26 protein-coding genes and 3 pseudogenes are annotated in these 26,771 nt (G+C 67.1%); 9 read left to right on the forward strand and 20 right to left on the reverse strand.

Going from position 1 to position 26,771, the window contains the following annotated elements; translation table 11 throughout:
• Positions 1-79: 79 nt before the first annotated feature.
• Both CFB89_RS32950 and CFB89_RS32955 read left to right on the forward strand, forming a co-directional pair.
• Entirely contained in the window at positions 80-886 is an 807-nt protein-coding gene (locus CFB89_RS32950; protein WP_089471605.1) for a DeoR/GlpR family DNA-binding transcription regulator, read from the forward strand.
• Positions 887-898: 12 nt separating this feature from the next.
• Positions 899-1,615: an SDR family NAD(P)-dependent oxidoreductase gene (locus tag CFB89_RS32955; protein ID WP_089471606.1), complete on the forward strand. Its 717-nt coding sequence runs from the start codon at positions 899-901 to the stop codon at positions 1,613-1,615.
• Here CFB89_RS32955 and CFB89_RS32960 read toward each other — a convergent pair.
• The 7 genes and pseudogenes from CFB89_RS32960 to rbsK form a co-directional block, all read right to left on the reverse strand.
• Positions 1,590-1,907: pseudogene (locus CFB89_RS32960) on the reverse strand (aldo/keto reductase); the annotation flags it as partial. The gene CFB89_RS32955 and the pseudogene CFB89_RS32960 sit on opposite strands and share 26 nt — an antisense overlap.
• A 284-nt stretch (positions 1,908-2,191) precedes the next feature.
• Positions 2,192-3,034, reverse strand: a complete 843-nt coding sequence (locus CFB89_RS32965) for a formate/nitrite transporter family protein (protein WP_034204814.1) — start codon at positions 3,032-3,034, stop codon at positions 2,192-2,194.
• A 347-nt stretch (positions 3,035-3,381) separates the two neighbouring features.
• A complete protein-coding gene (locus CFB89_RS32970; RefSeq protein WP_089471607.1) occupies positions 3,382-4,737 on the reverse strand; it encodes a nitrate regulatory protein in 1,356 nt (451 codons plus the stop codon).
• Positions 4,738-4,832: 95 nt separating this feature from the next.
• A pseudogene (locus CFB89_RS32975) lies at positions 4,833-5,322 on the reverse strand (integrase core domain-containing protein); the annotation flags it as partial.
• A 127-nt stretch (positions 5,323-5,449) separates the two neighbouring features.
• A complete protein-coding gene (locus CFB89_RS32980; protein ID WP_089471608.1) occupies positions 5,450-6,397 on the reverse strand; it encodes a dihydrodipicolinate synthase family protein in 948 nt (315 codons plus the stop codon).
• Between the two features lie 43 nt (positions 6,398-6,440).
• Positions 6,441-7,760 (reverse strand): MFS transporter, encoded by a 1,320-nt coding sequence (locus CFB89_RS32985; RefSeq protein ID WP_089471609.1) that lies wholly within the window; start codon positions 7,758-7,760, stop codon positions 6,441-6,443.
• Between the two features lie 60 nt (positions 7,761-7,820).
• Positions 7,821-8,747 carry a ribokinase gene (gene rbsK / locus CFB89_RS32990; protein WP_089471610.1) on the reverse strand — a complete coding sequence of 309 codons (927 nt, stop codon included), beginning with the start codon at positions 8,745-8,747 and terminating at the stop codon, positions 7,821-7,823.
• A 242-nt stretch (positions 8,748-8,989) separates the two neighbouring features.
• Between rbsK and CFB89_RS32995 the strand changes: the two genes are divergently transcribed.
• The gene (locus tag CFB89_RS32995; protein WP_089471611.1) at positions 8,990-10,045 is read left to right on the forward strand and encodes a LacI family DNA-binding transcriptional regulator; all 1,056 of its coding nucleotides are present in this window, start codon (positions 8,990-8,992) and stop codon (positions 10,043-10,045) included.
• 15 nt (positions 10,046-10,060) lie between these two features.
• Here the strand turns inward: CFB89_RS32995 and CFB89_RS33000 are convergent, their stop codons facing one another.
• The 4 genes from CFB89_RS33000 to CFB89_RS33010 form a co-directional block, all read right to left on the reverse strand.
• Positions 10,061-11,029, reverse strand: coding sequence for a lysozyme inhibitor LprI family protein (locus CFB89_RS33000; protein ID WP_256979842.1), 969 nt, complete (start codon positions 11,027-11,029; stop codon positions 10,061-10,063).
• A gap of 304 nt (positions 11,030-11,333) precedes the next feature.
• A complete protein-coding gene (locus CFB89_RS35150) occupies positions 11,334-11,492 on the reverse strand; it encodes a hypothetical protein (protein ID WP_179233578.1) in 159 nt (52 codons plus the stop codon).
• A 47-nt stretch (positions 11,493-11,539) separates the two neighbouring features.
• Positions 11,540-12,664 carry a Fic family protein gene (locus CFB89_RS33005; RefSeq protein ID WP_089471612.1) on the reverse strand — a complete coding sequence of 375 codons (1,125 nt, stop codon included), beginning with the start codon at positions 12,662-12,664 and terminating at the stop codon, positions 11,540-11,542.
• Between the two features lie 89 nt (positions 12,665-12,753).
• Positions 12,754-13,650, reverse strand: a complete 897-nt coding sequence (locus tag CFB89_RS33010) for a LysR family transcriptional regulator (protein ID WP_089471613.1) — start codon at positions 13,648-13,650, stop codon at positions 12,754-12,756.
• 128 nt (positions 13,651-13,778) lie between these two features.
• Between CFB89_RS33010 and CFB89_RS33015 the strand changes: the two genes are divergently transcribed.
• A complete protein-coding gene (locus CFB89_RS33015; RefSeq protein WP_089471614.1) occupies positions 13,779-14,504 on the forward strand; it encodes a pirin family protein in 726 nt (241 codons plus the stop codon).
• Between the two features lie 59 nt (positions 14,505-14,563).
• The gene (gene wrbA, locus CFB89_RS33020) at positions 14,564-15,166 is read left to right on the forward strand and encodes an NAD(P)H:quinone oxidoreductase (RefSeq protein ID WP_089471615.1); all 603 of its coding nucleotides are present in this window, start codon (positions 14,564-14,566) and stop codon (positions 15,164-15,166) included.
• A 106-nt stretch (positions 15,167-15,272) separates the two neighbouring features.
• Here wrbA and CFB89_RS33025 read toward each other — a convergent pair whose 3' ends face one another.
• The 6 genes from CFB89_RS33025 to CFB89_RS33050 form a co-directional block, all read right to left on the reverse strand.
• Positions 15,273-15,581 carry a hypothetical protein gene (locus CFB89_RS33025; protein ID WP_089471616.1) on the reverse strand — a complete coding sequence of 103 codons (309 nt, stop codon included), beginning with the start codon at positions 15,579-15,581 and terminating at the stop codon, positions 15,273-15,275.
• Between the two features lie 228 nt (positions 15,582-15,809).
• A complete protein-coding gene (locus CFB89_RS33030; protein WP_089471617.1) occupies positions 15,810-16,544 on the reverse strand; it encodes an LrgB family protein in 735 nt (244 codons plus the stop codon).
• Positions 16,541-16,912 carry a CidA/LrgA family protein gene (locus tag CFB89_RS33035; RefSeq protein ID WP_089471618.1) on the reverse strand — a complete coding sequence of 124 codons (372 nt, stop codon included), beginning with the start codon at positions 16,910-16,912 and terminating at the stop codon, positions 16,541-16,543. The genes CFB89_RS33030 and CFB89_RS33035 overlap by 4 nt, the downstream gene beginning before the upstream one ends.
• A gap of 268 nt (positions 16,913-17,180) precedes the next feature.
• Positions 17,181-18,215, reverse strand: a complete 1,035-nt coding sequence (locus CFB89_RS33040; RefSeq protein WP_089471619.1) for an alpha/beta hydrolase — start codon at positions 18,213-18,215, stop codon at positions 17,181-17,183.
• Between the two features lie 57 nt (positions 18,216-18,272).
• A complete protein-coding gene (locus CFB89_RS33045) occupies positions 18,273-18,698 on the reverse strand; it encodes an organic hydroperoxide resistance protein (RefSeq protein WP_089471620.1) in 426 nt (141 codons plus the stop codon).
• 225 nt (positions 18,699-18,923) lie between these two features.
• Complete coding sequence (locus CFB89_RS33050; protein WP_089471621.1) at positions 18,924-19,490, reverse strand: TetR/AcrR family transcriptional regulator; 567 nt, start codon at positions 19,488-19,490, stop codon at positions 18,924-18,926.
• 289 nt (positions 19,491-19,779) lie between these two features.
• On the opposite strand from CFB89_RS33050, the gene CFB89_RS33055 reads away from it, so the two are divergent.
• The 3 genes and pseudogenes from CFB89_RS33055 to CFB89_RS33065 form a co-directional block, all read left to right on the forward strand.
• On the forward strand, positions 19,780-21,633 hold the full coding sequence (locus CFB89_RS33055) for an ABC transporter ATP-binding protein (protein ID WP_089471744.1): 1,854 nt from the start codon (positions 19,780-19,782) through the stop codon (positions 21,631-21,633).
• 123 nt (positions 21,634-21,756) lie between these two features.
• Positions 21,757-22,269, forward strand: coding sequence for a DUF4262 domain-containing protein (locus CFB89_RS33060; RefSeq protein WP_089471622.1), 513 nt, complete (start codon positions 21,757-21,759; stop codon positions 22,267-22,269).
• A 134-nt stretch (positions 22,270-22,403) separates the two neighbouring features.
• Positions 22,404-23,221, forward strand: a pseudogene (locus tag CFB89_RS33065) (porin); the annotation flags it as partial.
• A 62-nt stretch (positions 23,222-23,283) separates the two neighbouring features.
• Here CFB89_RS33065 and CFB89_RS33070 read toward each other — a convergent pair.
• From CFB89_RS33070 to CFB89_RS33080, 3 genes are all read right to left on the reverse strand, one after another.
• The gene (locus CFB89_RS33070) at positions 23,284-23,751 is read right to left on the reverse strand and encodes a sodium:proline symporter (RefSeq protein ID WP_089471623.1); all 468 of its coding nucleotides are present in this window, start codon (positions 23,749-23,751) and stop codon (positions 23,284-23,286) included.
• Positions 23,752-23,811: 60 nt separating this feature from the next.
• A complete protein-coding gene (locus CFB89_RS33075; RefSeq protein WP_089471624.1) occupies positions 23,812-24,477 on the reverse strand; it encodes a nitroreductase in 666 nt (221 codons plus the stop codon).
• Positions 24,478-24,698: 221 nt separating this feature from the next.
• Positions 24,699-25,661 carry a LysR substrate-binding domain-containing protein gene (locus CFB89_RS33080; RefSeq protein WP_089471625.1) on the reverse strand — a complete coding sequence of 321 codons (963 nt, stop codon included), beginning with the start codon at positions 25,659-25,661 and terminating at the stop codon, positions 24,699-24,701.
• 57 nt (positions 25,662-25,718) lie between these two features.
• Between CFB89_RS33080 and CFB89_RS33085 the strand changes: the two genes are divergently transcribed.
• Positions 25,719-26,618, forward strand: coding sequence for a DMT family transporter (locus CFB89_RS33085; protein ID WP_089471626.1), 900 nt, complete (start codon positions 25,719-25,721; stop codon positions 26,616-26,618).
• Positions 26,619-26,771 lie beyond the last annotated feature (153 nt).

A 26,771-nucleotide genomic window follows, 5' to 3' on the forward strand; every position in this document is an offset into this window, starting at 1 on the left:
AGTGCGGCAATTCGATAAACTTGTCGATCGAGATGCGCGCGATCGCGCGCCGATGCGATCAGACCAGGAAATCACGCACATGAAAGTGACCAGGCGCCGGGAGGCGATGCTGCAGGCCGTGCTCGGCGGCATGACGGACGTTGCGACGTTGTGCGAGCACTTCGGGATGTCCGAGGCGACGGTGCGCCGCGACCTGCGAGCGCTGGCGAGCGACCGCCGCATCCTGCGCACGTACGGCGGCGCCGCCGCGGTCGGCGGCCATGAGCCGGAACCGTCGCTCGAGGAGCGGCGCGTCAGTTCGCAGGAACAGAAGGAAGCGATCGCGCACGCGGCGAGTTCGTTCGTCGAGGACGGCGACACCGTGTTTCTCGACGGCGGCACCACGACGGCGGCACTCGCGCGCCTTCTCGCCGGCCGGACCGACATACACGTGGTCACCAACAACCTGCTGGTCGTGAGCCCGCTCGTGTCGTCGGGCGTGCCCGTGACGGTGATCGGCGGCGACGTGCGGTCGTCCAGCATGAGCACGCTCGGGCCGCTCGCGCAGATCGCGCTGAGCCGGCTCAGCGTCGACAAGGCATTTCTCGGCGCCGACGGCGTGGTCGCCGAGCTGGGATTGTGCGAGGCGAGCAGCGAGCAGTCGTATCTGAAGGAATGCGTGATGCGGCAGGCCGCCGAGGTGTTCGTGCTCGTGACCGCCGACAAGCTCGGGCGCGCGAGCCAGCAGCACTGGACGCCGCTCGAACGCGACTGGACGCTCGTGACGGATGACGGCGCGCTGCACGAGCAGCTCGAACCGTTTCATGCGCAGGCGCGGATCACGGTTCATGCAGTCAGCACGAACGCGACGACCGCATCCGGCGGTTCACCGCAGGTTCACACGTAACAGGGAGAAATCGTGGCGCAACGGGAGCAATCGGGTTCGGGTTCGGGTTCGGGTTCACGTCATGCCGTCGTCACCGGTGCGTCGTCGGGGATCGGCCGCGCGATCGTCGCGCGTCTTCTCGCCGACGGCTGGCGCGTCACCGGACTGTGCCGGTCGCACGTCGAAACGGCGCACGATTCGCTGACGATCGTGCCGGTCGACGTCACCGACTTTGCGGCGCTCGCGCCCGTGTGCGACGCGCTGGGCGCGGCCGACGCGCTCGTGCATGCGGCCGGCTTCATGCGTACCGCGCCGCTCGGTCAGCTGTCGCACGACGACGGCGCGGCGATGTGGCGGCTGCACGTCGAAGCCGCGACGTTTCTCGCCGATCGCCTGGTGCCGCGGATGCCGGTCGGCGGACGCATCGTGCTGCTGGGCAGCCGCACCGCGAACGGCGCGGCCACGCGCAGCCAGTATGCGGCGACCAAATCCGCGCTCGTCGGTCTCGCGCGATCGTGGGCCGCGGAACTCGCGCCGCACGGCATTACCGTGAATGTCGTCGCACCGGGCGCGACCGACACGCCGTTCCTGCGCGATCCGGCGCGTGCGGCCACACCGCCGAAGCTGCCGCCGATTGGGCGATTCATCACGCCCGACGAAGTCGCCGCGCTGACCGCGTTCCTGCTGAGCGCGGACGCAAGCGCGATCACCGGGCAGCAGATCGTCATGTGCGGCGGCGCATCGCTTTGACGCTTCGCGCTGCCGCGTATCGAATCGCGAGCGCGCGGGGCCCGACGTCACCGCTGCTGGATCGACGCGGCGCCCGTAAAAGGCTGCGGCCGCCCGCCTCCTGACCAGCGATCATCCAGCCGGGATAGCTCGGCGGCAACGCACTCACGGCATCCAGACGCGCAAGCTCGTCGCCGGTCGGCACGACGCCCGCCGCGCCGAGATTGTCGTCCAGCTGTTCGACCCGTTTGGCGCCGATGATGACGCTCGTGACATACGGCTTCGCGAGCAACCACGCGAGCGCGATCCGGGCATGAGCAAGGTAAGCGCTTACCCCGGCATGCCACGCTCTCGTGCTTGGATCGCAAGCTCTCGAAGGCGTATTAGCCGAATCTTCGCAGCGCCCCTATCACTGCTGCACCGGCGCAACGCGTGCGGACACGAACAGAACGTGGCTCTCGGACTTTGCAGCCGGCGCTTTCACGAGTTTTCCCATGAGCAGTATCTGTGGTCACTGTTAGCAGAAACTTCGAACGCCAACACCCGGTGCGCGTTTCAGCGCCTCGCCGGCGTTCGGTTGCGGCTTGCGCAGCGCGATCAGGCCTTACGCGCGACGACACCCACCGGCGAAGCGGGCGCGCGTTTCGGCGCGGTCTTGTAGTGCGTGCTGTACAGCGCCGCGCCGACGAACACCAGCCCGCCGACCAGGTTGCCGAGTACCGTCGGGATCTCGTTCCACAGCAGATAGTCGACGATCGTGAAGTGGGCGCCGAGCATCAGGCCGGACGGGAACAGGAACATGTTCACGACCGAGTGCTCGAAGCCCATGTAGAAGAACACGAGGATCGGCATCCACATCGCGATCACCTTGCCGGGTACGGACGTCGACATCATCGCGGCGACCACGCCGGTCGACACCATCCAGTTGCACATCACGCCGCGCACGAACAGCGTGAGCATGCCGGCGGCGCCGTGCGCCGCATAACCGAGCGTGCGTGCTTCGCCGATGCCGCCGATCTTCTGTCCGATTGCGTTCGGCGCTTCCGAAAAGCCGAATGTGAAGATGATCGCCATGAACAGCGCGACCGTCAGCGCGCCCGCGAAATTGCCGAAGAACACCAGCGTCCAGTTGCGGAACACGCCACCCCAGGTCGCGCCGGGCCGGCGATCGATCACCGCGAGCGGCGCGAGCGTGAAGACGCCGGTGAGCAGATCGAAGCCGAGCAGGTACAGCATGCAGAATCCCACCGGAAACAGCAGCGAACCGGCCAGTGCGTTGCCGGTGTTGATCGTGATGCTGACCGCGAAGGCGGCTGCGAGCGCGAGGATCGCGCCCGCCATGTACGCGCGAATCAGCGTATCGCGGGTCGACATCGACAGCTTCGATTCACCGGCGTCGACCATCCTGGTGACGAATTCGTTGGGCGTGAGGTAGGCCATGGTATGCGCTCGTAAAGTTGGACGGGCAAAAAAAACGCGCCAGGCACTCGCTCGACATGCGAGTGCCTGGCGCGGACGCTGTTATCCACGTGATCGGCCGCCACGGTTCGACATGGCGTGATCGTCAGGCCGCCATTAGCCCGACGAGCGAGAGGTTCGCAATTTTTATACCAGTGACGGGAATATCGCGATGCAGGCCGGACGGACGCGAAATGCCGGCAGAGAAGGCCGTAGCCGATCGCAGCAAATCGCACTCGCGCGGTGCAAACTGCACTTCGTGCATGCGCTTCGGGCGCCGCCGCGGTGCGTGAAGCGCGGTGCGTGAAGCGCGGTGCGGTGCGTTCCGGTCAGGTCGTGCCGTCGTCGTGCGGTGGTTCCTGCGCGCTTCGCTGCGTACGGCGTCGCGCGGAAGGCTGCGCGTGCTCGTCGACGAATCGCTCGGGCGACGTCAGCGCGTCTTCCGCGATATCGGCAAGCGGCCGGTTGCCGTCCATCGACGCCTTCTGCAGCATCCGATACGCTTCGTCCTCCCGCAGGCCGAAGCGCGTCATCAACGTATTTTTCGCGCGCTGCACGAGCTTTCGTTCGTAGAGCGTGCGACGTGCCGCGTCGAGCTCGACCTCCGCGCCGGCCAGTCGCGCCGATTGCGACTCCAGCAGGGATTTCAGGCTGGCAAGCGTCCCCAGGTCGGAGCCGGAGAGGCGTCCCGGCAGTTCGTGAACCGCCGCGCGCGCCGACAACGGACCGTCGGCGAAGAACTGGGCGAGCGCCTGGGTATGCGGGGGCGGATTGTTCCGCAACTGCGCCATCAGGCGCTCGGAGTCGCGCAGCGTTCGGTGCGCGTCGTCGATTCGTGCGTTGCACATTTCCTGCACCTGCAGCGTCAGCGCAATCTGAAGGTGCCAGAGATCATCGATGCGGGCACTCGCGGCGTCGAACCATGCTTCGCTCAGGACGGCATCGAGCGCATCGCCGGCGTGCGCCGTGCACAGTACGCGGCGCAGCTTCTCGAGCGCCGCCATGTGCGGCTCCGTCATGCGGGTCTCCCACCATGCGCTTTGCGCCGTGCTTGCGAAGCTCGCGAAGACTTCGAGACTGCGCTCCTGCGCCGCTATCAGATACAGCAGGCGCTGCTGCTGGTCCGCCGAAAACGTGCCCGCCGCGAACATGTGCGCGCCGACGGCGCGTTCCTGCCCCGCTTCCTGCTTGCCCTCGACGACGTGGACGAGGGCAATCAGCATGCGCGACACCGACGGATCCGCCCCACTGTCGGCAAACTGGAAAATCAGTTCCACCAGGCCGCCGATCACGGTACTGAACGCCTGGACGGAATCCGGCGCCGACAGCGCAAGATGGTCGATCTGTTCGCGCAGCACATCCAGCGATTCCAGGTCGAGCAGCACCCAGGCGATCAGCGACAGCAGGCGCGACGTCGAGCCGCGCGCGGGCGTCAACTCCAGATCCAGGCGTTCGCGCAACTGCGCGACGAGCGGCGCCGATTCGCCGCGCGAAGCCGCGCGTTCGGCGACAAAGCGCTTGCCGCTCGACGCCAGATAGATGCTGGTGGCGCCTCGCTCGCGCTGCAGCGCATGGATCAGGCGGCCGAGCAGGTCAACCAATTCGATCTGCTCGGCCAAGTGGCGCAGAGACGCGATTTCCTGATGCTTGGCGAGAAGCGCGAATTGCAGGGCGGTAGCAGGCATGGTGGATACTGACCGTCGACAGGGACTCGGTGCAGTGTAGTGCGGACAATAATCGTTATCTTTTTGACTGACCCGCGGCGGAATTCTGTGACCAATCAGGCAGTGAGCCTCGCGTCGATATTATCGGAATCCAGCCAGACTCGACGGACCGTGGCCGGAGGTTGGTAGTGGTGAGCGCCGTGGGGCCGGCGCCGGTTATAGAAATGACGCCAGCGTTCGATGAGCACCTTGGCCTCGGCGCGGCTGCGGAACCATTCGCGGTTTAGCAATTCGTCTCGCAGTTCGCCGTTGAAGCTTTCGACGAATCCGTTTTGCAGGGACTGCCAGGCGCAATGAAGGCCGGACCGATTGCAGCGTCTCGCAGCCAACGCATGACCTTGGCAGCGGTAAATTCTGCGCCGTAGTCCGACCGAACGAACGCGGGCTTGCCGTACAGCCGCATGAGTCGCGATAGCGTCAAGCTTACGTCCTGCGGCCGCAGGCTGGCGCCAACCTCGATCGCTAAGCATTCGCGGGTGTATTCATCGATCGCGCATAGCATCTTCAACCCCGACCCTCCACCAGTTGATCGTGCACGAAGTCATAGCCGCCGAGTCAGGACTTCCAGCGCCTCGCGCGGGCCCGTCGGGATGGTCATTTTTTTCGGCTGAACTCCCTCAGGCCGTCGATTACCAGCATCTGCTCGGCGATCCGGCGCGGCGCGCGTGCCCCGTTATAACGCGGCGATCCGCCGACGGAAATGTTCGGTGCCGGCCACGATCTTGTCGAGCACCGCGTCGAGCGCCCAGAAGCGTTCGCGCACGTCGTAGTCGATCGCACGGCATTTGATCGATCCGAACGTGCCGATCCGCTGGTGATACAGCTTCGCGAGCGCCGGGTAGCCCAGCGCCTCCGATACCGCCGAGACGACGAGGAACGTCGACAGTTCGTCGGCGAGCGCCGGATTCGACTCGCCTTGCGTGCGCAGCCACCGGTAAAGATCGGGATGGAAGTTCGTGAACACGCCGTTGAAGCCGGCGGACCCGGCCTTCATCGCGTCCCACGCGATCGCGGCGTTTGCGTTCAGGATCTTCAGCGGCGACCCCTCGGCAAGCGCGACGCGCCGCTTCACCGTCTCGAGATCGCAGCTCACGTCCTTGAGCATCACGAACCGGCCCGTGTCGATACACGCACGCAGTTCGTCATCCGACAGAAGCCGTCGGTAAGGCGCCGGACATTCGTACAGGCCGAGCGGAAGATCCGATGGCAGCCGCGCGAGCAGCCGGTGCAGATGGTCGAGCAACGCGGCGCTGCCCTTGCGTTGCGGATCGAGCCGGTTGGTCACGAGCACGACGCCCTGCGCGCCCGATTCGGCCGCCGCGCACAGTTCGGCAGCCTGCGCGTCGAGATCGTCGCTGATGTGGCCCGACGCGACGACCGGCACGCGCCCCGCCACGCGCTCGACCACGAAACGCGCGAGCGCCGCGCGTTCGGCCAGGCTCAGGAACTGCATCTCGCTCGATTGCGCGACCGCGAACAACGCATCCGAGCCGTGCGCCAGATACCATTCGATGAGCCGCTCGAGCCCGGCGTAGTCGATCGCGCCGGCGTCGTCGAACGGCGTCAGCATCACCGGCACGATCCCCTCGATGGTCACGTTCGATTGCTGCGGATGTTGCATCGGTTTCTCCTTCCTTCAGTGAATGCGAATGCAGGCTGCACGATCACGCCGGCAACGGTCCGGGCGCGGCGTTCGCGGCCTGTTCGGGAATCGGCTTGCGCACGAGCAGCAGATAGGCCATCGCCCCGGCGAACGCGATCGCCGCCGCCGTGAGCAGCGCGGGCACGAACGACCACTTCTGCGCAATGATGCCGGTCAGGATCGGGGCAAGCGCGCCGCCGATGAAGCCGCCGAAATTCTGGATCGCGCCGAGCGACGCGATGCGGCTCGGCGGTGCGGCCGCCGTCGCGAGCGCCCACGAGCACGCCGACGCCGCGTTGGCGAGAAAGATCACGACCGAAATGCATGCGAGCGCAACCGTATTGCTCTGCACGAGCGCGGCCGGAATCGTGAACGCGACCATCCCGAGCATCGCGGCCACCACCGCGTTGCGCCGGCTCACGACCGGCGACCGGCTGCGGCGCGTGACGAAATCCGACAGCCAGCCGGCGACCAGCGAACCGACGAATCCGCACAGGAACGGCACCGAGGCGGCGAACCCGGTGCGGATCAGGCTCATGTGCCGCTCCATCGTCAGGTAGCCCGGCAGCCAGGTGAGATACACCCAGTTCAGGTACACGGAGCCGAAGAAGCCGATCAACATCCCCCACGTCGTGCCGTGCGAGAACAGGCTGCGCCATTCGGCGAAGGTCAGCTTCGGCGCCGCGGCGACGCTTTGTGCATCGGCATCGAGATAATTGCGTTCGGCGGCGGATAGTTGCGCGCGCACCGGATCGCGATACAGCGCGAACCACACGACGGCGACGACGAGGCCGAGCGCCCCGGTCACGACGAACGCCCAGCGCCAGTTGAACGACGCCACGAGAACCGACAGCAGCAGCGGCGCAAGCGCGGTACCGAGCGGCGACGCGGCATTGAAAATGCCGGTCGGCGTGCCGCGCGCACGCAGCGGAAACCAGTTGCTCACCACGCGCGCGGCCGATGGGAATTGCGGCGCCTCGCCGATGCCGAGCACGATGCGTGCGACGATGAACCAGCCGAACGTGGACACGAGGCCACCCGACGCCTGCGCGAACGACCAGACGATCAGCCCGATGCCGAGCAGCCGGCGCGGGCCGATGCGGTCGACCAGCCCGCCGACCGGAAACTGGCACAGCGCATAGCTCCATGAGAAGGCCGACAGCAGCAGCCCCATCTGCGCGAGCGACAAGCCGAGATCGCCGCGGATCGCCGAACTCGCGACGGCCAGCGTGCCGCGATCGAGATAGTTGACGATCCCGCTCGCCATCAACAGCGCGAGCGCGATGCGTTGACCGCGCCGAATCCGGGGCGGCGCGTGTGGAACAGGTTGGTTGTCGTTCATGTCGATTGTCTCCATGTCACTGATAGGGGCCGGGTTCGGCCGTTCCGTCGCATGCGGAATTCAGGTGTCCGACCGTCCGACCTCGTCGCGCGTCGGAATCGACGTCTGCGCGCCGTGGCGCGTGACGCTGATCGCGGCCGCACGCTGGCCGAAACCGATTGCATCGTCCATCGACGCGCCGCCGGCCCGCGCGGCTGCAAACCCGCCGACGAACGTGTCGCCCGCCGCCGTCGTATCGACGGCCGCCACCGCGATCGCCCGATGGCGGCCGCTCCCCGCGCTGCCGCGCCAGCAGACGCCGCGCGCGCCGAGCGTGACTAGCACGTTGCCGGCGCCCTTCGCGCACAGCGCATCGGCGGCGCGCACGGCCGACGCGTCGTCGCCGACAGCGATGCCGGTCAGCGACTCGGCCTCGGTTTCGTTGACGACGAGATAGTCGACCCGCGCCAGCAACGCATCGAAGAGCGGTTGCGCGGGTGCGGGATTGAGCAGCACCGGCGTGCGGTGCGCGCTGGCACAGGCAATCGCGCGCGCCACGGTGGCGACCGGCACTTCGAGCTGGCACACGAGCAGCGCGGCCCCGGCGATCGCGTCGCACGCCGCGTCGATCCGGTCGGCATCGACGCATGCATTCGCGCCCGGCACGACGACGATGCTGTTCGCACCGGCGTCGTCGACCGTGATCGTCGCGACCCCGGTCGCCGTGCCGCCGATCCGGTGCAGGTGCGTCACGTCGATGCGCTCCGCCGCGAGCGCCGCGTGCAGGCGCGCACCGAACGCGTCGTCGCCGACGCAGCCGATCATCGCGACCGACGCGCCCAGGCGCGCGGCCGCCACCGCCTGGTTCGCGCCCTTGCCGCCGTGAACGGTCTCGAACGTCGTGCCGAGCAGCGTTTCGCCCGGCACCGGCAGGCGCGGCGCACGCGTGACGAGATCGATGTTGACGCTGCCGACGACGGCGATACGCGGGGACCTAAGGCCGCTCATTGCTTTATGTAACCGCTTACATTCGCGGTCGACAAAATGACCGGAATGGTCATCATCTCGGAAAATTTCACCATACGGATCGCGCAAGTGTCTGACATAATAGGGAAGCAGCAAAAAGATAGCGCTTACATTCTCGCAGGCTTGGGGGAGAATGCAAGCGGGGGCATCACGAATCGAGGGTAAACAATGACGCTTTTGACGACACACGGCAGCGGCATGGCCGCCCTGCCCGGAGACGGCCGATGAGCACGCCGCGGGCCCGCCGCGGCAGCGGCCGCTCGGTGCTCGGCGACGTCGCGAAACTGGCCGGCGTGTCGACCGCGACCGTCTCGCGCGTCTACAACGATCCGGGCAAGGTGTCGGCCGACGTGCAGCAGCGCGTGCGCGACGCCGCGCGCGCACTGAACTGGATCCCGAATGCGGCCGGCCGCGCGCTGGCGTCCACGCGCACCCATATCACCGGCGCGATCATCCCGACCCTCGACGATCAGGTGTTTGCATCACAGGTCGCCGGCATGCAGACGGTCATGGCCGAGCACGGCATCACGCTGTTCCTCGGCTGCTCGAACTACGACCCCGCGCAGGCGCTCGCGCAGGTGCGCGCGATGCTGTCGCGCGGCGTGGAAGCCGTGTCGCTGGTCGGCGAAGCGTATCCGCCGGAACTGTTCGAACTCCTTGCGATGCATCGCGTGCCGTACGTCGTCACGTATGCGTACCGCGACGACAGCCCGCACTGCTGCATCGGCTTCGACAACCGCGCGGCGTTCGCGCGGCTCACCACGCACCTGCTCGACCTCGGTCATCGCGATTTCGCGATCATCATGCAGCCGTCGACGGACAACGACCGCGTGCAGGCCCGCCTGCGCGGCATTCACGACACGCTGGCCGCGCACGGGCTCGCGGTGCGCCCCGTGCATCAGCACGAAGGCGCGGCCACGATCGCGTTCGGGCGGGCGAGCCTGCGCGCGATCGCCGACGGCGACGCGGCGACGCGGCCGACCGCCGTGATCTGCGGCAACGACGCGCTCGCGCTCGGCGCGTTGCTCGAAGCGCAGGCGCTCGGCATCGACGTGCCCGCGCAGCTGTCGATCACCGGCTTCGACGACGTCGCGCTTGCGCGCGAGATCCAGCCGCCGCTGACGACGATGTGGGTCGACACCGACGCAATCGGGCGTCAGGCCGCGCATGCGTTGCTCGACGCGCTCGAGAACGGCGCCACGGGGCCCGGCCATGCGGTCCAGCCCGAGTTGCGCATACGGGAATCGGCGGCGGCGCCGGCGCGCAAGAGCAAGACATAGCGGGGCAGCACCTGCTTACTGCATCACGTCGATCGGCAGCGTCTTGTCGAGATTGTCGTGCCACGCGTTGATCGTCTTCGGCACCGTTTTCTTCCACGCCGGCACGTTCGAGTAGTAACGCATCCGGACGTTGTTCTTCGCATCGAACACGAGTAGCCCGATCCACAGATCGGTGCCGCGACGCATCACGATCGCCGCGTTCGTCGGCGCGATGCCGAGCACCCAGTACGACGTCACGTGTGCGTTGAGGCCGTCGAGATCCTTTTCGTCGGCGCTGGAGTTGACCATGTCGACGAGCGTCTGATAGTCGGCGCCGAGCAGCTTGTGCGCGACCGCGTTCTGCTGCGCGTCGGTGACAACCCGGAGGCTCAGCAGATCGGCCGGCGGTTTGGCCTGGAACTGCGCGGCAGTCACGTAGTCGCCCTCGTACATGACACCCATACCTGCGACGCAATCGAAATCCGCGCCATGTTGCGTGACGTGGATGCGGCCGCCCTTGCGATCGAAATCGAGCCGGCACGTGTCCTTGCGATAGGTTCCGCCGTCGCCGTGCAGCACGATGTTGCCGTCGAGCCCACCGTCATGCGCGCCGTTGTTGGCGCTCAGCTCGAAATGCAGGCGTGGCACCGTGCCGGTGAACCTCAGCACACCGCCGAACGACGGGTTGTCGCTGTCGAGATACCACGTCTGCTGCCAGCGATCGGCGGCGAGCGGCGCGCCGTTCAGGCTCGCGAGCCGTTCGCGGTAGCGGTCGCCCAGGCACGACGCATCGCTGCCGCACTGGTCGCGCTGCTTGAGCCACTTCAATTGCGCCGCCTTCAGCGCGGCCGTATCGCCGCCCTTCGCGAGCGCCCGCTTCCACGCCGCCGACAGATTGCCGTCGAGCTTCGACAGCGCGGTGTCCGCACAGATCGTTTTCTCGGGCGGCGACGCGGCCTTCGCGCAGTCGAAGCCGGCCGCATGCGCGACGGGCGGCACCCACATCAGCAGCACGGCCGCCGTGACGGATGACAGGTACGTACTCCGCTTGCCACTTGTGCAACGTGCGGCGTGCTCGCGCGCATTCGATCGGTTCTGGGTTTTCGTTGTCATCGGCTTGATCGTCGCTGGGTCGCGCACCCGTAGAAGCTACCTGCACGCGACATTCGAGGTAAAAACGCCCGGCCTGGCATGCGACGCATGGCGCCGCCCGCCGAAGCGTAACCCGATTGCGCGACGCCGATCAATCGACGTTCGATGTCATCGCAACCATCTCGGCGGCCGCGCCACAGCGCACGATACCGTCACGTCAGGCAGCGTTCGTCGCGCGACCGATGGTCCCGATGAACACGATCGCGCGAGCGCCGTCAAACCCGATCGACCCGTCGTCTTCCATCGACGAGAACCCGATGCGCTGCGCGCCGCCCTGCCACACGCGCGTGGCAATCGCGCCCGCTGCATCGGCCATGCACACGACGCGTTTCGCGCGCAGGACGAGCCGAGCCGGCGATGACGTCAGCCGTCGAACGGCACCAGTTCGTAACTCGTGCTCCGGCCGCCGGACGCCGAGCGCCGCAGCATGCCCCGTTCGACGAGCTCCGTGATGTCGCGCAGCGCCGTGTCTTGCGAGCATTTCGCGAGCGCGGCCCACTTGGTGGTCGTCAGCTTCCCTTCGAAGCCGTCGAGCAGGCGATTCATGACCTTGACCTGGCGTGCGTTCATCGCGACGCCCGCGCATCGCTGCCAGAAGCGCGCCTTGATCAGCACCGCATCGAGCGTCGTGTGCGCATGATCGATGGCCCGGCCCAGCGTGTTCAGAAACCACGCGAGCCACTCGGTGACGTCGAGCGAGCCGCGCTGCGTGCGCTCCAGCACGTCGTAATACGCGTTGCGCTCGCGCTGGATCTGCGCGGACAGGCTGTAGAAACGCTGCGGGCTTCGATCGGCGCGCGCCAGAACCAGATCCCCGAGCGCGCGCGCGATACGACCGTTGCCGTCGTCGAATGGGTGGAGCGTGACGAACCACAGATGGGCGAGGCCGGCCCGGATCAGCAACGGCTCGGCCGGCGGCGCATTGAGCCACGCGAGAAAGCGCCCGATCTCGTGGGTCAGGCGGGGGGCCGGCGGCGCCTCGAAGTGCACGCGCTGCCGGCCGATCGGCCCGGAGACCACCTGCATCGGCCCGCTCGCATCCGTGCGCCATCCGCCGATCGTGATCCGCGACAGCCCCGAATAGCCGGTCGGGAACAGCGCGGCATGCCACCCGAACAGCCGCGCTTCGGTGACCGGTGCGCCCGAATGGGTCGTCGCATCCAGCACCATGTCGACGACGCCTTCAACGTGGCGATCGACCGGCGCGAGCGCGCCGATGTCGACCCCGAGCCGGCGCGCGATCGACGACCGCACCGATGCGACATTCAGGCTCTCGCCCTCGATCGCGCTGGTCTTGACGACGTCCTCCGTCAGCGCGGCCAGACTCGCCTCGTCGCGCAACGTCAGGCCGACATCCGCCAGCCGGCCGACCAGCATGCCTTGCGCACGGCTGACGTCGGCGAGCGGCGCGGCGAGGGCCGGAAGGTCGAAGCGCCATGCCGGCCAGTCGGCCGATTCCCAGATAAAGGTGCAATCTCCGCTCATCATGCGGAGATTATCCGCCCGTTCTCCGCATGACTCAATAATTTCCGCAAATTATGCGGAGATTAATCGCCTCATTCACCGCAAACAGCCGGCTACCGCACCCGGCCCGCCGGCTCCCCGAGCCGTTCCGCGAGAAACCCGATGAACGTGCGCAGCGTGACGAAGCCTTCCCGGTGCTGCGGAAACACCGCGTTGAGCGTGATCGGCGGCGGCACGTACGCGTCGAGCACCGGCACGAGCGCACCGCTGTCGAGCGCCGCGCCGACGATGAAGTGCGGCAGCAGCGCGATGCCGAGCCCCGCGATCGCCGCGTCACGCACCACTTCGCCGTTGTTCGCGACGAGCGGCCCCTGCACGTCGAACGTGCGCGCCGCGCCGTCGACGCGGAATTCCCAGCCAACCCGCCGCTCGCGCCCGTACAGCAGGCACGTATGGCCGGCGAGATGGGCCGGCGTCTGCGGCGTGCCGTGCCGCTTCAGGTAGGCGGGGCTCGCGCACGCGATCATCCGCCACGCGCCGAGCGGACGCGCGATCAGCGTCGAATCCTCGAGCGAGCCGATCCGCAGCACGAGGTCGAAGCCCTCGCCGATCAGGTCGACGCGCCGATCGGTCAGGTCGAGGTTCAGCCGCACGGCCGGGTGCGCGGACAGGAATTCGGCGATCAGCGGCGACACGTGCGTGATCCCGAACGACAGCGGCGCGCTGATCTTCAGCGAACCATGCAGCTCGGTGCTGCGCACCGACATCGCCTGTTCTGCGTCGGCGATCTCCGCGAGGATCCGCTGTGCGCGCGCATAAAACTCCTGCCCCGATTCGGTCACCGCGAGATTTCGGGTATTGCGGTGCAGCAGCCGCACGCCGAGCGATGCCTCCAGCGCCATCGTGCGCCGGCTGACGAACTGCTTGGACAGCATCAGTTGATCGGCCGCCGCCGTGAAACTGCCTGCGTCGACGGTCGCGACGAAGATCCTCAGGTCGTTGAGTTCCATATTGTCCACCCCAGAGCGACAGTCATTATCTCTACAGCGATTTATTTGTCAAATCGATTGACCTAAGATTCATCTCAACGAACGGCCGAGCCCACTTCCGAGGCCCGGCGACTTCAAGGACAAAAATCATGATCGATATCCGTGCAGCAAACCAACGTGGCCGTGCGGAGCATGGCTGGCTCAGCTCCCGTCATACGTTTTCGTTCGCGAATTACTACGATCCGAAGCAAGTCGGCTTCTCCGACCTGCTCGTGATCAACGACGACCGCGTCGCCCCGGGCCGCGGCTTCGGCACGCACCCGCACCGCGACATGGAAATCCTGTCGTACGTGCTCGACGGCGCGCTGGAACACAAGGACTCGATGGGCACCGGTTCGGTGATCGTGCCGGGCGACGTGCAGCTGATGAGCGCGGGTACGGGCGTGCGCCACAGCGAGTTCAACCACTCGCCGGATACGCCGGTCCACTTCCTGCAGATCTGGGTCGGGCCGGCCGAAAAGGGTGCCGAGCCGCGTTATCAGCAGACGAACGTCGCGGCCGAAGACAAGCGCGGCAAGCTCGCCCTCGTCGTGTCGCCGAACGGCGACGCCGGGTCGCTGAAGATCCGGCAGGACACCCGGATTTACGCGGGCCTGTTCGACGGCGACGAAAGCGCGACGCTGGAACTTGATCCGAACCGCTTTGCCTATGTGCACGTGGCGCGCGGCAGCGTGACGGTCAACGGCGTGACGCTCGGCGAAGGCGACGGCGCACGCATCCGCGGCGAACACGCGCTGACGATCGCCGCCGGCAAGGATGCCGAGGTGCTGGTGTTCGATCTGCGTCCGGTCGAAGTAACGGCCGAATGGGCGTGACGCCCGTTCGGGAAACCGGGCCCCGCCGAGCGGGGCCCTTTTAATCGGAGATTCGCAACATGGCCAAGGTTCTGGTTCTTTACTACTCGTCCTACGGGCACGTCGAAACGATGGCGCAGCATATCGCGGAGGGCGCGAAATCGGTGCCCGGCGTCGAGGTCACGCTCAAGCGCGTGCCGGAAACGATCCCCGTCGACCAGGCCCGCGCGATCGGCGTGAAGGTCGACCAGGCCGCGCCGGTCGCCACGGTGGACGAACTCGCCGACTACGATGCGATCATCTTCGGCACGCCGACCCGCTTCGGCAACATGGCCGGCCAGATGCGCACGTTCCTCGACCAGACCGGCGGCCTGTGGATGAAAGGCGCGCTCGTCGGCAAGATCGGCAGCGTGTTCGCGTCGACCGGCACGCAGCACGGCGGCCAGGAAACGACGATCACGTCGTTCCACACGACGCTGCTGCATCACGGGATGGTGATCGTGGGCGTGCCGTATGCGTGCAGCGGGCTCGTCAACATGAACGAAATCACCGGCGGCACGCCGTACGGCGCGACCACGCTCGCGGGCGCGGACGGCAGCCGCCAGCCGAGCGCGAACGAGCTCGACATCGCGCGCTACCAGGGCAAGCACGTGGCGGAACTCGCGAGCAAGCTCGCGTCGTAACGCGGCGGCTTCGCGGGCCTGCGGGCCCGCTGTCCCGCCGTTGCGCGGATAAACGAACGGCGCCGGGTCGACCGGCGCCGTTCGTCCTGTGCCACACGTTAGACCGTTACTGGCCCGACGCCGGCGCGGCCGGCGCCGCCTTCGTCGCGGGCGCCTTCTGCACGGCGTTCTGCGGATAGTTGCTCTGGTCGTTGGTCAACCGGTAGCCGCTGCCGGTGCCGATCGCCTTCAGGTCCGACGCGTGCCGCGCGCGGGCCGCCTTGCGCGCCGCCTTCTTCTGCGCCTTGTCGAGCGGCTTCTGCGTCGGCGCGGACGACGCCGCGTCCTGCGCGTATGCCGCCGGCGCGGCGGTCAACAACAGACCGAACGACGCCGCTACTGCTACTGCCACCGAAACCACGCGAGACTGCTTCATGGCCGATCTCCTTGTCGATTGTTGAGTGTGGGTCGGACACCGGCGTGCACGCGACGGCTTGCGACAACGGCGCCGATGCAACGTTAGCCGATCGGCGCGCAAATGTCCGTGTGCGTTCCTGAATTGTCCTGATAACGTCAACGATACATGTGCGCCGGGGGCGCGGTCGTTTCGGCCTGCCGTGCGCGCCATCAGGGAAACCGCTACCCGGGGCGCGCGGGCCGGCGCTCAGATCCAGCGCGACAGCACCGGCAGCAGGACCGGCACGACGAACGCCGTCAGCACGCCGTTCAACCCCATCCCGAGCCCGGCGAACGCGCCGGCTTCCTCGCTCACCTGGAACGCGCGCGCGGTGCCGATCCCGTGCGACGCGACGCCGAGCGCGAAACCGCGCACGGCCGCCTCGTCGACCCGCAACAGATTGAGGATGCCGCGCGCGCACACCGCGCCGAAGACCCCGGTCGAGATCACGAGCACGGCGGTGAGCGACGGAATGCCGCCGATCTCGGCGGCGACGGCCATCGCGATCGGCGTCGTCGCCGATTTCGGCGCGAGCGATGCGATCGTCTGGTGCGACGCGCCGAACAGCGCGGCGATGCCGACCGCCGACCCGATCGCGGTCAGCGAACCCGCGAGCAGGCCGGCGAGCAGCGGCAGCGCGCTGCGCCGCAGCTTCGACCACTGGCGGTACAGCGGCAGCGCGAGCGCGACCGTCGCGGGGCCGAGCAGGAAGTGGACGAACTGCGCGCCCTCGAAATACGTCGGATATGGCGTATGCGTGAGCGTCAGCAGCACGACGATCATCGCGACCGCGATCAGCACCGGATTCGCGAGCGGGTTGAAACGCGCCCGTGCATAGACGGCTTGCGCGAACAGATACGCGACCAGCGTGATGGTCAGGCCGAGCAGCGGGCTCGCGGCGAGATAGACCCAGATCGCGCCGAGCTTCGGGAAGGCCGTCATCGCGCGCCCTCCGCGGTGCCGCCCGCGCGGCGCTGGCGCCGCAGCAGCGCGCGCGTGACGAGCGCCGTCACCGCGATCGCGAGCGTGGTGCTGACGGCCAGCGCGACGACGACCGCGACCGCGTCGCCGCGCACGCGGTCGGCCGACACCATGATGCCGACGCCGGCCGGCACGAACAGCAGCGACAGGTGACGCAGCAGGTCGAGTGCGGTCGGCTCGATCGCATTGGCCGCCTGCGGACGCAGCATCACGAAGCCGAACAGCAGCAGCATGCCGATCACGGGGCCCGGCACCGGCAGGCCGAACAGATAGGACACGCCTTCCCCGAGACACTGGAAGATCAGCAAGACCGCGAACGCCTGCAACATGAACCGCTTCTCCCGAACGTGGCCGCGCGACCGTGCAACCGCGCGGCCGATGAGCCGGCTGTTTGCGACGCCGGCGTGAACGATACGGCCGATCGTACCAACAATGCCGCCGGCGCGGGCGCGATCGTGCGACGGCGCGAGGGCCGTTCAACCGTTTCAACCGTTTTGCGCGGCACGCTGCCGGGACATGAACGAAATGCCCGCATGCGAAAACGGCGGGCAGATGCCCGCCGTCCTGTCGTTCCGGTTCGAACGACCACCGATCGCGTTACTTCAGCCGCGTCGCGATTTCATTGGCCATCGCCTTCGTCGCGGCCTTCGTCGGCGCATCGTCGGCCAGCGCGTTCAGCAGCCCGAAATCATGGATCGTGCCGTCGTAGCGCGTGGTCGTCGCGTCCACACCGGCCGCGTCGAGCTTGCGGCCGTACGCTTCGCCTTCGTCACGCAGCACGTCGAACTGCGCGACCTGGATCAGCGCGGGCGGCAGCCCCTTCAACTCCGCGACGCTCGCGCGCAGCGGCGATGCGTAGATCTCGTTGCGTTGCGCTTCGTTCTTCGTATAGGCGTCCCAGAACCACTTCATCATCGGCCGCGTCAGGAAATGGCCTTGCTGATACGCGTTGTACGAACCCGTGTTGAAGTTGTGGTCCGTGACCGGCCACATCAGCCCCTGGAAGCGGATCGCGGGACCGCCCTTGTCCTTCGCCATCAGCGCGACGACAGCCGACATGTTCCCGCCGACGCTGTTGCCGACCACCGCGAGGCGGCTGCCGTCGACGCCGATCTCCGCGCCGTGCGCGGCGATCCACTTCGTCGCCGCATACGCCTGGTTGATCGCGACCGGGTAACGCGCTTCCGGCGACGGCGTGTAGTTCACGAACACCGCGACGGCGCCCGACTGCACGACGAGATCGCGCACGAGGCGCTCGTGCGTCGGGAAATCGCCGAGCACCCAGCCGCCGCCGTGGATGAACACGAATACCGGCGGCGTGCCCGTCACGCCTTGCGGGCGCACGATCGTGACCGGCACCGACAGGCCGTCCTGTTCGATCGTGCGGTTCGACACGTCGATGCCGGACAGATCGACCTTCACGCCGTTCTGCGCGTCGACCAGCACCTGGCGCGCTTTGGCGGGGCTCAGCGTTTCGAGGCCCGGGCCCTTCTGGCCGTTCAGCGCGGCGAGGAATGCGCTCGTCTTCGCATCGGGGCCAACGACGTCGGCGCCCGCGGCAAACGCGGCAGGTGCGGTGGACAGTGCGGCTGCAACGGCGGCGGCGATCAGCAGCGGCTTGACGATCTTCATGGTGCGACTCCTTGGTCGAATCTTCGAATGGCGATGAATGGTTTGCAGTGCGACCGATCAGACGAGCGTAAGCGTGACGTCGATGTTGCCGCGCGTCGCGTTCGAGTACGGGCAGACGACGTGCGCACGGTCGATCAGCGTTTGCGCGACGTCGCGATCGAGGCCCGGCAACGAGATCTTCAGTTCGACTTCGATGCCGAAGCCGTTCGGGATCGCGCCGATGCCGACGCTGCCGTCGATCGCGGCGTCCGCGGGGATCGCGATCTTGTCGCGTGCCGCGACGAACTTCATCGCGCCGATGAAACACGCGCTGTAGCCGGCGGCGAACAGTTGCTCGGGGTTCGCGCCCGCGCCGCCCGCGCCGCCGAGCTCGCGCGGCGTGGTCAGCTTCAGGTCGAGGCCGCTCTCGGGCACCGTCGCACGGCCGTCGCGGCCGCCGGTGGCTTTTGCATGGGCGCGGTACAGCACTTTTTCGATCGACATGACAGACTCCTTTTCAATAAATGAATGAAACGACCTTCGAACCGGGGACTGCGAGCCGGCGGTTTCCGCATCGGCGCCGCATCGGTTTATCTACTCATAGATAGACAAACGTTCCCAAAAAATGCAGACAGATGATCCGTCTGCGCCAAAACATCTATCTACTACATGATAGATTGCGACATTCAATAAAAAGGCGGCGAACCGCCTCACTGCTTGAGCCGGCCGTCAGGACCGTGTTTTCCAGACGGCCTCGACGTCCTCGAGACGCGCTCGAGTGTGAAACAACCGGCTGGCGAGCACGCTGCCCTGGAACGCCGCGTACAACGTGCGCGCCGCGGTTTCGGGCGCGCCGCTGAACTGCAGCGTGCCTTCCTTCGCGCCTTGCGCGAGCAATTCCGCAAGCCAGCTTTCGTTGGCCTTGAAGAACGCCTGCACCGCCTGCCGCACGTTCTCCGGCAGCGTTTCGATGTCGGCCGCGAGCATCCCGCACAGGCAGATCAGGTTGCCGTCGCCGAGCGTGCGGCCGAACATCTTCGTGTACAGGCTCAGCTTCACGTCGGCCGGCAACGCCGGATCGATCGCCCGCACGGCCGCGAGGACTTCGTCGCTGTAGCCCGCCACCGCTTCCAGCACGAGATCGTCCTTCGACGGGAAGTAGTAATGAATGCTCGACGTCTTCACGCCCACCAGGTCGGACAGGTCTCGATAGCTGAAGCCGTTGTAACCGCGCTGCATCATCAGCGTGATCGCGTGGTCGAGAATCTGTTCGCGGACGGTCGGTTTCGTTTCCATGGACCGAACTTTATCTACTCATAGATAGATAGTCAAGAGGTTTTTTAAGGGCGTGATGATCTTGTCTGCAAGCCCGCTGCGCAAACGCGGCGCCATTCGCCCGGCCAGCGCGACTTACAACCGGCCTGCAGCCCGATCGAATCGATGCGACACTTGACGCCGGCCCAAGCTCATCGCGGCGCAACGTCCAGCGGCTGGACGGATGGGCCGGCACACGATGACCGTATCGCGTCCGGCCCGGCATCATCGGCCCGCCCGCCGCGTCGGGCCGCACAAGGAGAACAAGTCGATGTATTCGTGGTTTGAACGGCGCCTGCCGACTTTCCCGCTCGAAGATCCCGTCACGCCGCCGAAGGGATTCTTCTCGTTCGTCTGGGCGTGCACGAAAGGCGCGCGCGGCTGGATCCTGATGATCGCGCTGACGTCGGCCGCGCTGGCCGCGTACGAAGCCGCGCTGTTCGCGATGATGGGGCACGTGGTTGACTGGCTGTCGTCGTCGACGCCGGCCGGATTCGGCGGCCGCCACTTCGGCACGCTCGCCGGTTTCGCGGCGATCCTCGTCGGCAGTGCGCTGCTGATCGTGCTGCATACGATGGTCAAGCACCAGGTGCTCGCGATCAACTTCCCGATGCGGTTGCGCTGGGTATTCCACCGGCTGATGCTCGACCAGAGCCTGTCGTTCTACGCGAACGAATTCGCGGGCCGCGTGACGACCAAGATCATGCAGACCGCGCTGGCGGTGCGCGACGCGCTATTCATGTCGGTCGACGTCGTGATCGGCGTTACCGCCTACCTGATCGGCATCCTCGCGCTCGCCGCCAGCTTCGACTGGCGGTTGATGATTCCGCTCGTGCTGTGGGCGCTCGGCTACGGCGCGGCGTGTGCGTATTTCGTGCCGCGCCTGGGCGCCGTCGGCAGCCGGCAGGCCGACGCGCGCGCGCTGATGACGGGCCGCATCACCGACGCGTATTCGAACATCACGACCGTCAAGCTGTTCTCGCATACGCGGCGCGAAGCCGACCACGCGCGGCGCGCGATGGAAGCGTTCAAGGCGACCGGCGACGCGCAGATGCGGCTCGTCAGCGCGTTCGAGATCGTCAACCACCTGCTGTCGACGCTGCTGCTGGTCGGCTCGGCGGGGCTCGCGCTCTATCTGTGGATGCACGGCGAGGCGAGCGCGGGCGTCGTCGCGGCCGTGATCGCGATGGCGCTGCGCCTGTCGAGCTACTCGCACTGGATCATGTGGGAAATGACCGAGCTGTTCGAGAACGTCGGCACGATCCAGGACGGCATCAATACGCTGACGAAGGTGCGCAGCGTGGTCGACGCGCCCGATGCGAAACCGCTTGCGGTGCAGCGCGGCGAAATCGTGTTCGACAACGTGCAGTTCGCGCACGAGGACAACGATCGCGCGGTATTCGACGGGCTGAACCTGACGATCCGGCCGGGCGAGCGGATCGGCCTGATCGGCCGCTCGGGCGCCGGCAAGTCGACGCTCGTGAACTTGCTGCTGCGCTTCTACGACGTGGGCGGCGGCGCGATCCGGATCGACGGGCAGGACATCGCGCACGTGACGCAGGACAGCCTGCGCGCCGCGATCGGGATGGTGACGCAGGATACGTCGCTGCTGCACCGGACGATGCGCGAGAACCTGCTGTACGGCCGCCCCGACGCGACCGAGCGCGACATGCAGGACGCGGCCGTGCGTGCGGAAGCGGCCGAGTTCATCGACCGGCTGCGCGACCGCCACGGCCGCAGCGGCTACGACGTCGAAGTCGGCGAGCGCGGCGTGAAGCTGTCGGGCGGCCAGCGGCAGCGCGTCGCGATTGCCCGCGTGATGCTCAAGGACGCGCCGATCCTCGTGCTGGATGAGGCGACCAGCGCGCTCGATTCCGAGGTCGAAGTCGCGATCCAGCGCAGCCTCGACAGCCTGATGACCGGCAAGACGGTGATCGCGATCGCGCACCGGCTGTCGACGATCGCCGCGATGGACCGGCTGATCGTGCTCGACGAAGGGCGCATCGTCGAGGAAGGCACGCACCAGCAGTTGCTGCAGGCGGGCGGCATCTACGCGGCGCTGTGGGCGCACCAGAGCGGCGGGTTCCTCGGCGAAACGGCGGACGCGGAAAGCATCGCGCAGTAAGCGGGACCGTCGTGGCAACATGGCGGACGGCGATCGCACGCGCGTTGCACGACGATCGCTTTCCCGCCGGCAGGACGCCATCGCCCTGCTCCCTGCCGCCCGACACGGAATCAAGGAACCCGCATGACAACACGGCCGGATATCGCCACCGCACTCGACGCGCCCGATTCGGTGCTCGAGGAAGACGAGCAGCGCTTCGTGCATCAGATTCGCCAGCACGGATGGTTCCGCACGGAGATATTCGCGGAAGGCGACGAACCGGGCTTCTCGTTCACGACCGGGTTGTGGGTCAATCACGGTTTTCCGGAAATCATCGTATTCTCGTTGCCGGCGCGCATCGTCCATGACGTGCTATGGGATGTGTACCGGAAAGTTGCGGCCGGCACGCCGCCGCCGCTGGGGGAAGTCACGGCCGCGGTCTACGGCAACGCGAACGCACTGTTGATGCCGGTCGAGAAGGAACACTACGAAGCCCATCTCGGCTGGAACCGCTGGTTCTACGGCAACGACGACTTCCCGTGCGTGCAGTTGCTGTGGCCCGACCGCAACGGAATTTTTCCGTGGCAGCCGGAAGCGGACGACGCATTGAACGCCGCGCAGCCGCGCCTGTTCGCATCGCGCGACGGCCGCCGCTGACCGGCATACCGCAAGCGCACGGCACGCCGGCCACGATGCAGGAGCGAGCCGCGCAGCGACCGTCGATTCGTTGCGTACGCATCCATCACCGCGCCGCCACATAACGATCCGACAATTTATTGGTTTCCTTGACGGGCCAGCGCGAATTCGGCCGCAACGCCGTCGTCGGCCTCGCGAGCAGCACCTACGGCACCGTGACGCTCGGCCGCCAGTACGATCCGGTCGTCGATCTCGTACAGGGCCTCACGCAGAACAACTACTTCGGCGGCGTGTTCGCGACACCGGGCGATCTCGAAAACTACGACAACAGCCTGCGCGTGAGCAACTCGGTGAAGTACACGAGCCCGCTGATCGCGGGCTTCCAGTTCGCGGCGCTGTACGGCTTCGGCGGCGTCGCGGGCGCGGCCGGCAGCGGCCGCACGTACAGCTTTGGCGCGAGCTACGCGAACGGCGTGCACACGTGGTCGAGCAGCTCCGACACGCTGTTCAACACCGTGATCAACCAGGGCTTCTCGAGCGCGAAGACGATCCAGATCGTGCGCGTTGCCGGTCAGTACGTGGCCGGGCCGGCGACCTTCGGCCTCGCATATTCGAACACGCAATACGGCGCGGACACGCTGTCGGCGTCAACCGGAACGCGAAGTTCAACAACGGCTCCGCGTTCTTCAACTGGCAGTTCTCGCCGCCACTGCGCGCCGGTGTCGGCTACAACTACACGTCGCTGACCGGCCCGGCTTCCGCGCACTACAACCAGGTCAACCTCGGCGCGGATTACGCGCTGTCGAAGCGCACCGACCTGTATGCGCTGTTCGGCTATCAGAAGGCGAGCGGCAACACGCTCGACGCGAGCGGGGCGACCGTGAAAGCGGCCGCGTCGGTCGGCTCGTACGGCGTGAACTCGGGCACCGATACGCAGGAACTCGCGATCGTCGGCATTCGCCACAAGTTCTGATCGTCACGTCGCACGACGATCGTCATGGCAGGCGCGCACCGCATGCGTGCCTGTACAGGGTGTTAGCGGCTAGCGTCGCGCCGGGCGACGTAATAGACAGCCGCTGCCGTGATCCCGAAGATCAGATGAGCAACCAGCGTGATCGCGCCGCGAACGGGGATGAACCAGGGAAAGATCGCCGTGAACCCGTACAGGTTCACGCCGTACAGCAGGAGCCCGAACGCGCCGCCGGCGAACAGCGCGACCGCGCCCGACAGACTGCGGACCAGCCGTGCCAGCACGGCCGCATAGACGAGCGAAAGCATCGCATGCACGAGCGTCGCCACGCCCATCACCAGCGGATCGAAGCCGCCGGACGCACCGAGCACGCTTCGCCCCATCACGATCGCGGCCGTGAGGCGCGCGTCGCGGAACAGATTCCGGGCGGCGTCATCGCCGGCGATTGCCCAGAGCAGCAACTCGACGACGGTCGACGCGACTGCCGCGCCAAACGCAGCCCAGAGAATCGACACCACATGCGCTCGTTTCAATGCTCGTCCTCATGGCGGGCCGATCGATGCATCAAGCGAACCGCCGTGCAAACCGGCGTACTACGCCCCTTCGCAGTCCGACCAGTACGCAAACGGGTCGCGATGTTTCGGATAGTGCTCGTCCAGCCATTTCAACAGCGTCGCGCGGGCGTTGTCCATGTCGGCCTTCAACGACGACGTCGTCAGTTCGTGCACTTCGACGGACTTTTCCCGATCGATCACGAAGCAGTTCCAGTCGGGGCCGTCGAGATCCGGATCGTCGGACGCCTTCGACGACTTGCTCCACCCGAAACGCTTGCGCGCATCGATGTAGTAGCGCGGGTGCACCTTCAGATACGACATCTCGCCGCCCTGCAGACTGCTCTCGGCGCGCAGCACGTCGCGTTCGTCGACGATCTGCGTGACTTCCGGAAGCCGGCGCGAGCGCCATCCCGCAGGCAGCGTCGCTACCGCGCGGACGCTGTCGTAGGTGCCCCACTCGAGGCCCCACGCTTGCGCCATGCGCTTCATGAACGCGTCGGCACTCGGATAACCGCGCAGTTGGATGCGGGTCGACAGCGTGACTTCCACCCCGCCGCGACCGCCGGATGCGCTCGACACCTCGTCGTCCGTTGCGAACGGATTGCCCGGACGCGGCGATTCGCGCTTCGCATCCGTGGGCGCCAGGCCGGAAAAAAGCTGATCCAGCGCCGCACGCGCTTTCGACGATTTGTCTGGTCTGTTCATCGGTTCCCTTTTCTGCAAATTTGAACCCGTACTGTCATGGTTGGAGAGTGGCCCATCCGCAGGCCAAAGGCGCGATTCTGCCTCACTTCGGCGATCTCGCCGTATTCCGCGGCTGCATTGTAACGATTCGGCGGCTCAGGCCGGACGAAGGGGACGGGCGGCCCGTTGCCCGCATGCCCCGCGTGCCGACGAGCTCGCCTGCGCGAACAGCGGGATGCGCGCTACCCCAGCGCCTTCACCATCCGCTCCATCAACGCGAGGACCTCCGGCCGATTCTCGCCCTTCGCATGCACGAAGTGGTAGCTGAGCAGCGAATCGACCTCGTGACGGCTCACGCGCACGAGCGCGCTGCGCTGCAGATACGCATCCGCAAGCGGCGTTCGCGCAAGCGCCACGCCCAGCCCCGCTTCGGCCGCCGCCAGCACGAGGTTGTAATCCTCGAACCGGCGATCCTGCGCACGCGGCTTGAACGGAATGCCGAGCGCATCGAACCACGTGCGCCAGCCGGTCACGTCGGAATCGTGCAGCAACGGCAGGTCGAGCAGCGCGGCATCGCCCGTTGCGCGGCGCATCCTGGCCAGTTGCGCGGCGAGCCGCGGATGGGCGACCGGATACAGCCGTTCCGGCATGAACGGCCGGGTTTCGAGCTGGCGCCAGTTGCCGCGCCCGTACCGGATCGACAGATCGGCTTCGCCGCCGGCGATATCCACGTTGCGCAGTTCGATGCCGAGCTCGATGCGCAACGCGGGCGCTTCGCTCTCCAGCGCCTGCTGCCGCTCCAGCAGCCACAGCTGCGCGAACGCGGGCACCACGCTCATCCGGACCAGCCGCGGCGTGCGCGGCGAGCGCCACTGATCGGCCGCGCCGTCGATGATCGCGAACGCCTGCTCGATCCGGCCGACGAAGCGCTGCCCGTCCGGGGTCAGGCGCACGCCGCGCGCATGCCGTTCGAACAGCGCCATCCCGAGCCAGTTTTCCACGGCGGCCACCCGTCGGCTGATCGCGCCGTGCGTGACGCCGGAGACGTCGGCGGCCGCGAGAAACGAACCCTCGCGCGCCACCGTGCAGACCGTCTCCAGGCTCGCGAGCGGCGGCCGCGGGGCCGGCATTGGCGTGGCGGCTACCGGGCGCACATGCGCCGGACCGTCGGCCTGTCGCGCCCCCGAGCTGTGAGCCATTTTCATATCCGGGTATTGATCTGTGCGCTAGCTTAGCATCTTGCGACACCGCACCATGGCTGCATGAATACACTTTCGTCATCGACGTCGCGCCGCGCGCGACAACCGCTCGTCGCGGCAGCGGCGGTCGCGTTCACGATCGTCTCGTGGGCGTCCGCGTTCCCGTTCATCCGGATCGGCCTGCACGGCCTCGCGCCGCTGCAGCTCGCGGCCGCACGCTTCGCGACCGCCGCGTTGCTCGTGATCGCGTGGCTCGCATGGCGGCGACCGCCGCTGCCGACGAAAGCCGACGCGTGGCGCTTTCTCGCATGCGGCCTGCTCGGCATCGCGCTCTACAACGCGCTGCTCAATACCGGCGAACAAACCGTGTCGGCCGGCGCGGCGAGCTTCATCGTGAACACGCTGCCGATCTTCACCGCGTTGCTGGCCGCCGTGTTTCTGCGCGAGCGCTTCAATCGCTGGGGCTGGCTCGGGTCGCTGGTCAGCCTGGCCGGCATCGCGGTGATCGCACGAGGTCAGCCCGGCGGCCTCGTCCTCGGCTCGGGGAGCACGCTGATCCTCGGCGCGGCGCTGTGTTCGGCCAGCTATTTCGTGTTGCAGCGGCGGCTGATTCCCGTGTACGGCGCACTGCCGTGCACCGCGTACACGCTGCTGGCCGGCGCGGTGCTGCTCTCGCCGTGGCTGCCCGGCGCGCTCGTGTCGCTCGGCGGCGGGTCGCGCGACACGACGTTGGCCGTCGTGGTGCTCGGCGTCTTTCCGGCCGCGCTCGGGTACGCGACCTGGACCTTCGCGCTCGGCTACTTCGGCGCGGCGCGTGCGGCCAGCTTTCTCTACCTGACGCCGGCAGTCGCGACGCTGCTGTCGGTGATGCTGACGGGCGAGCGGCCCGGCATCGCGACGGCGTGCGGCGGCCTGCTGGCGATTGCAGGGGTGATCGTCGTCGCGTTGCGCGGACGGTCGTAGGTCGAGACGGCGGCGAATTGCGTGGCCGACGCGACGATCCGAAGGCAGAACCGACGCCGGTCCCGGAACGCCCCCGGTCTTTGCCGATCCGGATGCGCGATCCGGCCCGTGCGATCGGCACCCCTTCATTGGCGCTGCCGAAATTGACCGTTA

Origin of the sequence: Burkholderia sp. AU16741 (assembly GCF_002223345.1) — a bacterium.
GTDB classification, from domain to species: domain Bacteria; phylum Pseudomonadota; class Gammaproteobacteria; order Burkholderiales; family Burkholderiaceae; genus Burkholderia; species Burkholderia sola.

Coding starts and splice junctions, on each gene's coding strand:
- CFB89_RS32950 (WP_089471605.1), top strand. CDS start 80: ATGAAAGTGACCAGGCGCCGGGAGGCGATGCTGCAGGCCGTGCTCGGC.
- CFB89_RS32965 (WP_034204814.1), bottom strand. CDS start 3,034: ATGGCCTACCTCACGCCCAACGAATTCGTCACCAGGATGGTCGACGCC.
- CFB89_RS32970 (WP_089471607.1), bottom strand. CDS start 4,737: ATGCCTGCTACCGCCCTGCAATTCGCGCTTCTCGCCAAGCATCAGGAA.
- CFB89_RS32980 (WP_089471608.1), bottom strand. CDS start 6,397: ATGCAACATCCGCAGCAATCGAACGTGACCATCGAGGGGATCGTGCCG.
- CFB89_RS32985 (WP_089471609.1), bottom strand. CDS start 7,760: ATGAACGACAACCAACCTGTTCCACACGCGCCGCCCCGGATTCGGCGC.
- rbsK (WP_089471610.1), bottom strand. CDS start 8,747: ATGAGCGGCCTTAGGTCCCCGCGTATCGCCGTCGTCGGCAGCGTCAAC.
- CFB89_RS32995 (WP_089471611.1), top strand. CDS start 8,990: ATGAGCACGCCGCGGGCCCGCCGCGGCAGCGGCCGCTCGGTGCTCGGC.
- CFB89_RS33000 (WP_256979842.1), bottom strand. CDS start 11,029: ATGTGGGTGCCGCCCGTCGCGCATGCGGCCGGCTTCGACTGCGCGAAG.
- CFB89_RS35150 (WP_179233578.1), bottom strand. CDS start 11,492: ATGGCCGATGCAGCGGGCGCGATTGCCACGCGCGTGTGGCAGGGCGGC.
- CFB89_RS33005 (WP_089471612.1), bottom strand. CDS start 12,664: ATGATGAGCGGAGATTGCACCTTTATCTGGGAATCGGCCGACTGGCCG.
- CFB89_RS33010 (WP_089471613.1), bottom strand. CDS start 13,650: ATGGAACTCAACGACCTGAGGATCTTCGTCGCGACCGTCGACGCAGGC.
- CFB89_RS33015 (WP_089471614.1), top strand. CDS start 13,779: ATGATCGATATCCGTGCAGCAAACCAACGTGGCCGTGCGGAGCATGGC.
- wrbA (WP_089471615.1), top strand. CDS start 14,564: ATGGCCAAGGTTCTGGTTCTTTACTACTCGTCCTACGGGCACGTCGAA.
- CFB89_RS33025 (WP_089471616.1), bottom strand. CDS start 15,581: ATGAAGCAGTCTCGCGTGGTTTCGGTGGCAGTAGCAGTAGCGGCGTCG.
- CFB89_RS33030 (WP_089471617.1), bottom strand. CDS start 16,544: ATGACGGCCTTCCCGAAGCTCGGCGCGATCTGGGTCTATCTCGCCGCG.
- CFB89_RS33035 (WP_089471618.1), bottom strand. CDS start 16,912: ATGTTGCAGGCGTTCGCGGTCTTGCTGATCTTCCAGTGTCTCGGGGAA.
- CFB89_RS33040 (WP_089471619.1), bottom strand. CDS start 18,215: ATGAAGATCGTCAAGCCGCTGCTGATCGCCGCCGCCGTTGCAGCCGCA.
- CFB89_RS33045 (WP_089471620.1), bottom strand. CDS start 18,698: ATGTCGATCGAAAAAGTGCTGTACCGCGCCCATGCAAAAGCCACCGGC.
- CFB89_RS33050 (WP_089471621.1), bottom strand. CDS start 19,490: ATGGAAACGAAACCGACCGTCCGCGAACAGATTCTCGACCACGCGATC.
- CFB89_RS33055 (WP_089471744.1), top strand. CDS start 19,780: ATGTATTCGTGGTTTGAACGGCGCCTGCCGACTTTCCCGCTCGAAGAT.
- CFB89_RS33060 (WP_089471622.1), top strand. CDS start 21,757: ATGACAACACGGCCGGATATCGCCACCGCACTCGACGCGCCCGATTCG.
- CFB89_RS33075 (WP_089471624.1), bottom strand. CDS start 24,477: ATGAACAGACCAGACAAATCGTCGAAAGCGCGTGCGGCGCTGGATCAG.
- CFB89_RS33080 (WP_089471625.1), bottom strand. CDS start 25,661: ATGAAAATGGCTCACAGCTCGGGGGCGCGACAGGCCGACGGTCCGGCG.
- CFB89_RS33085 (WP_089471626.1), top strand. CDS start 25,719: ATGAATACACTTTCGTCATCGACGTCGCGCCGCGCGCGACAACCGCTC.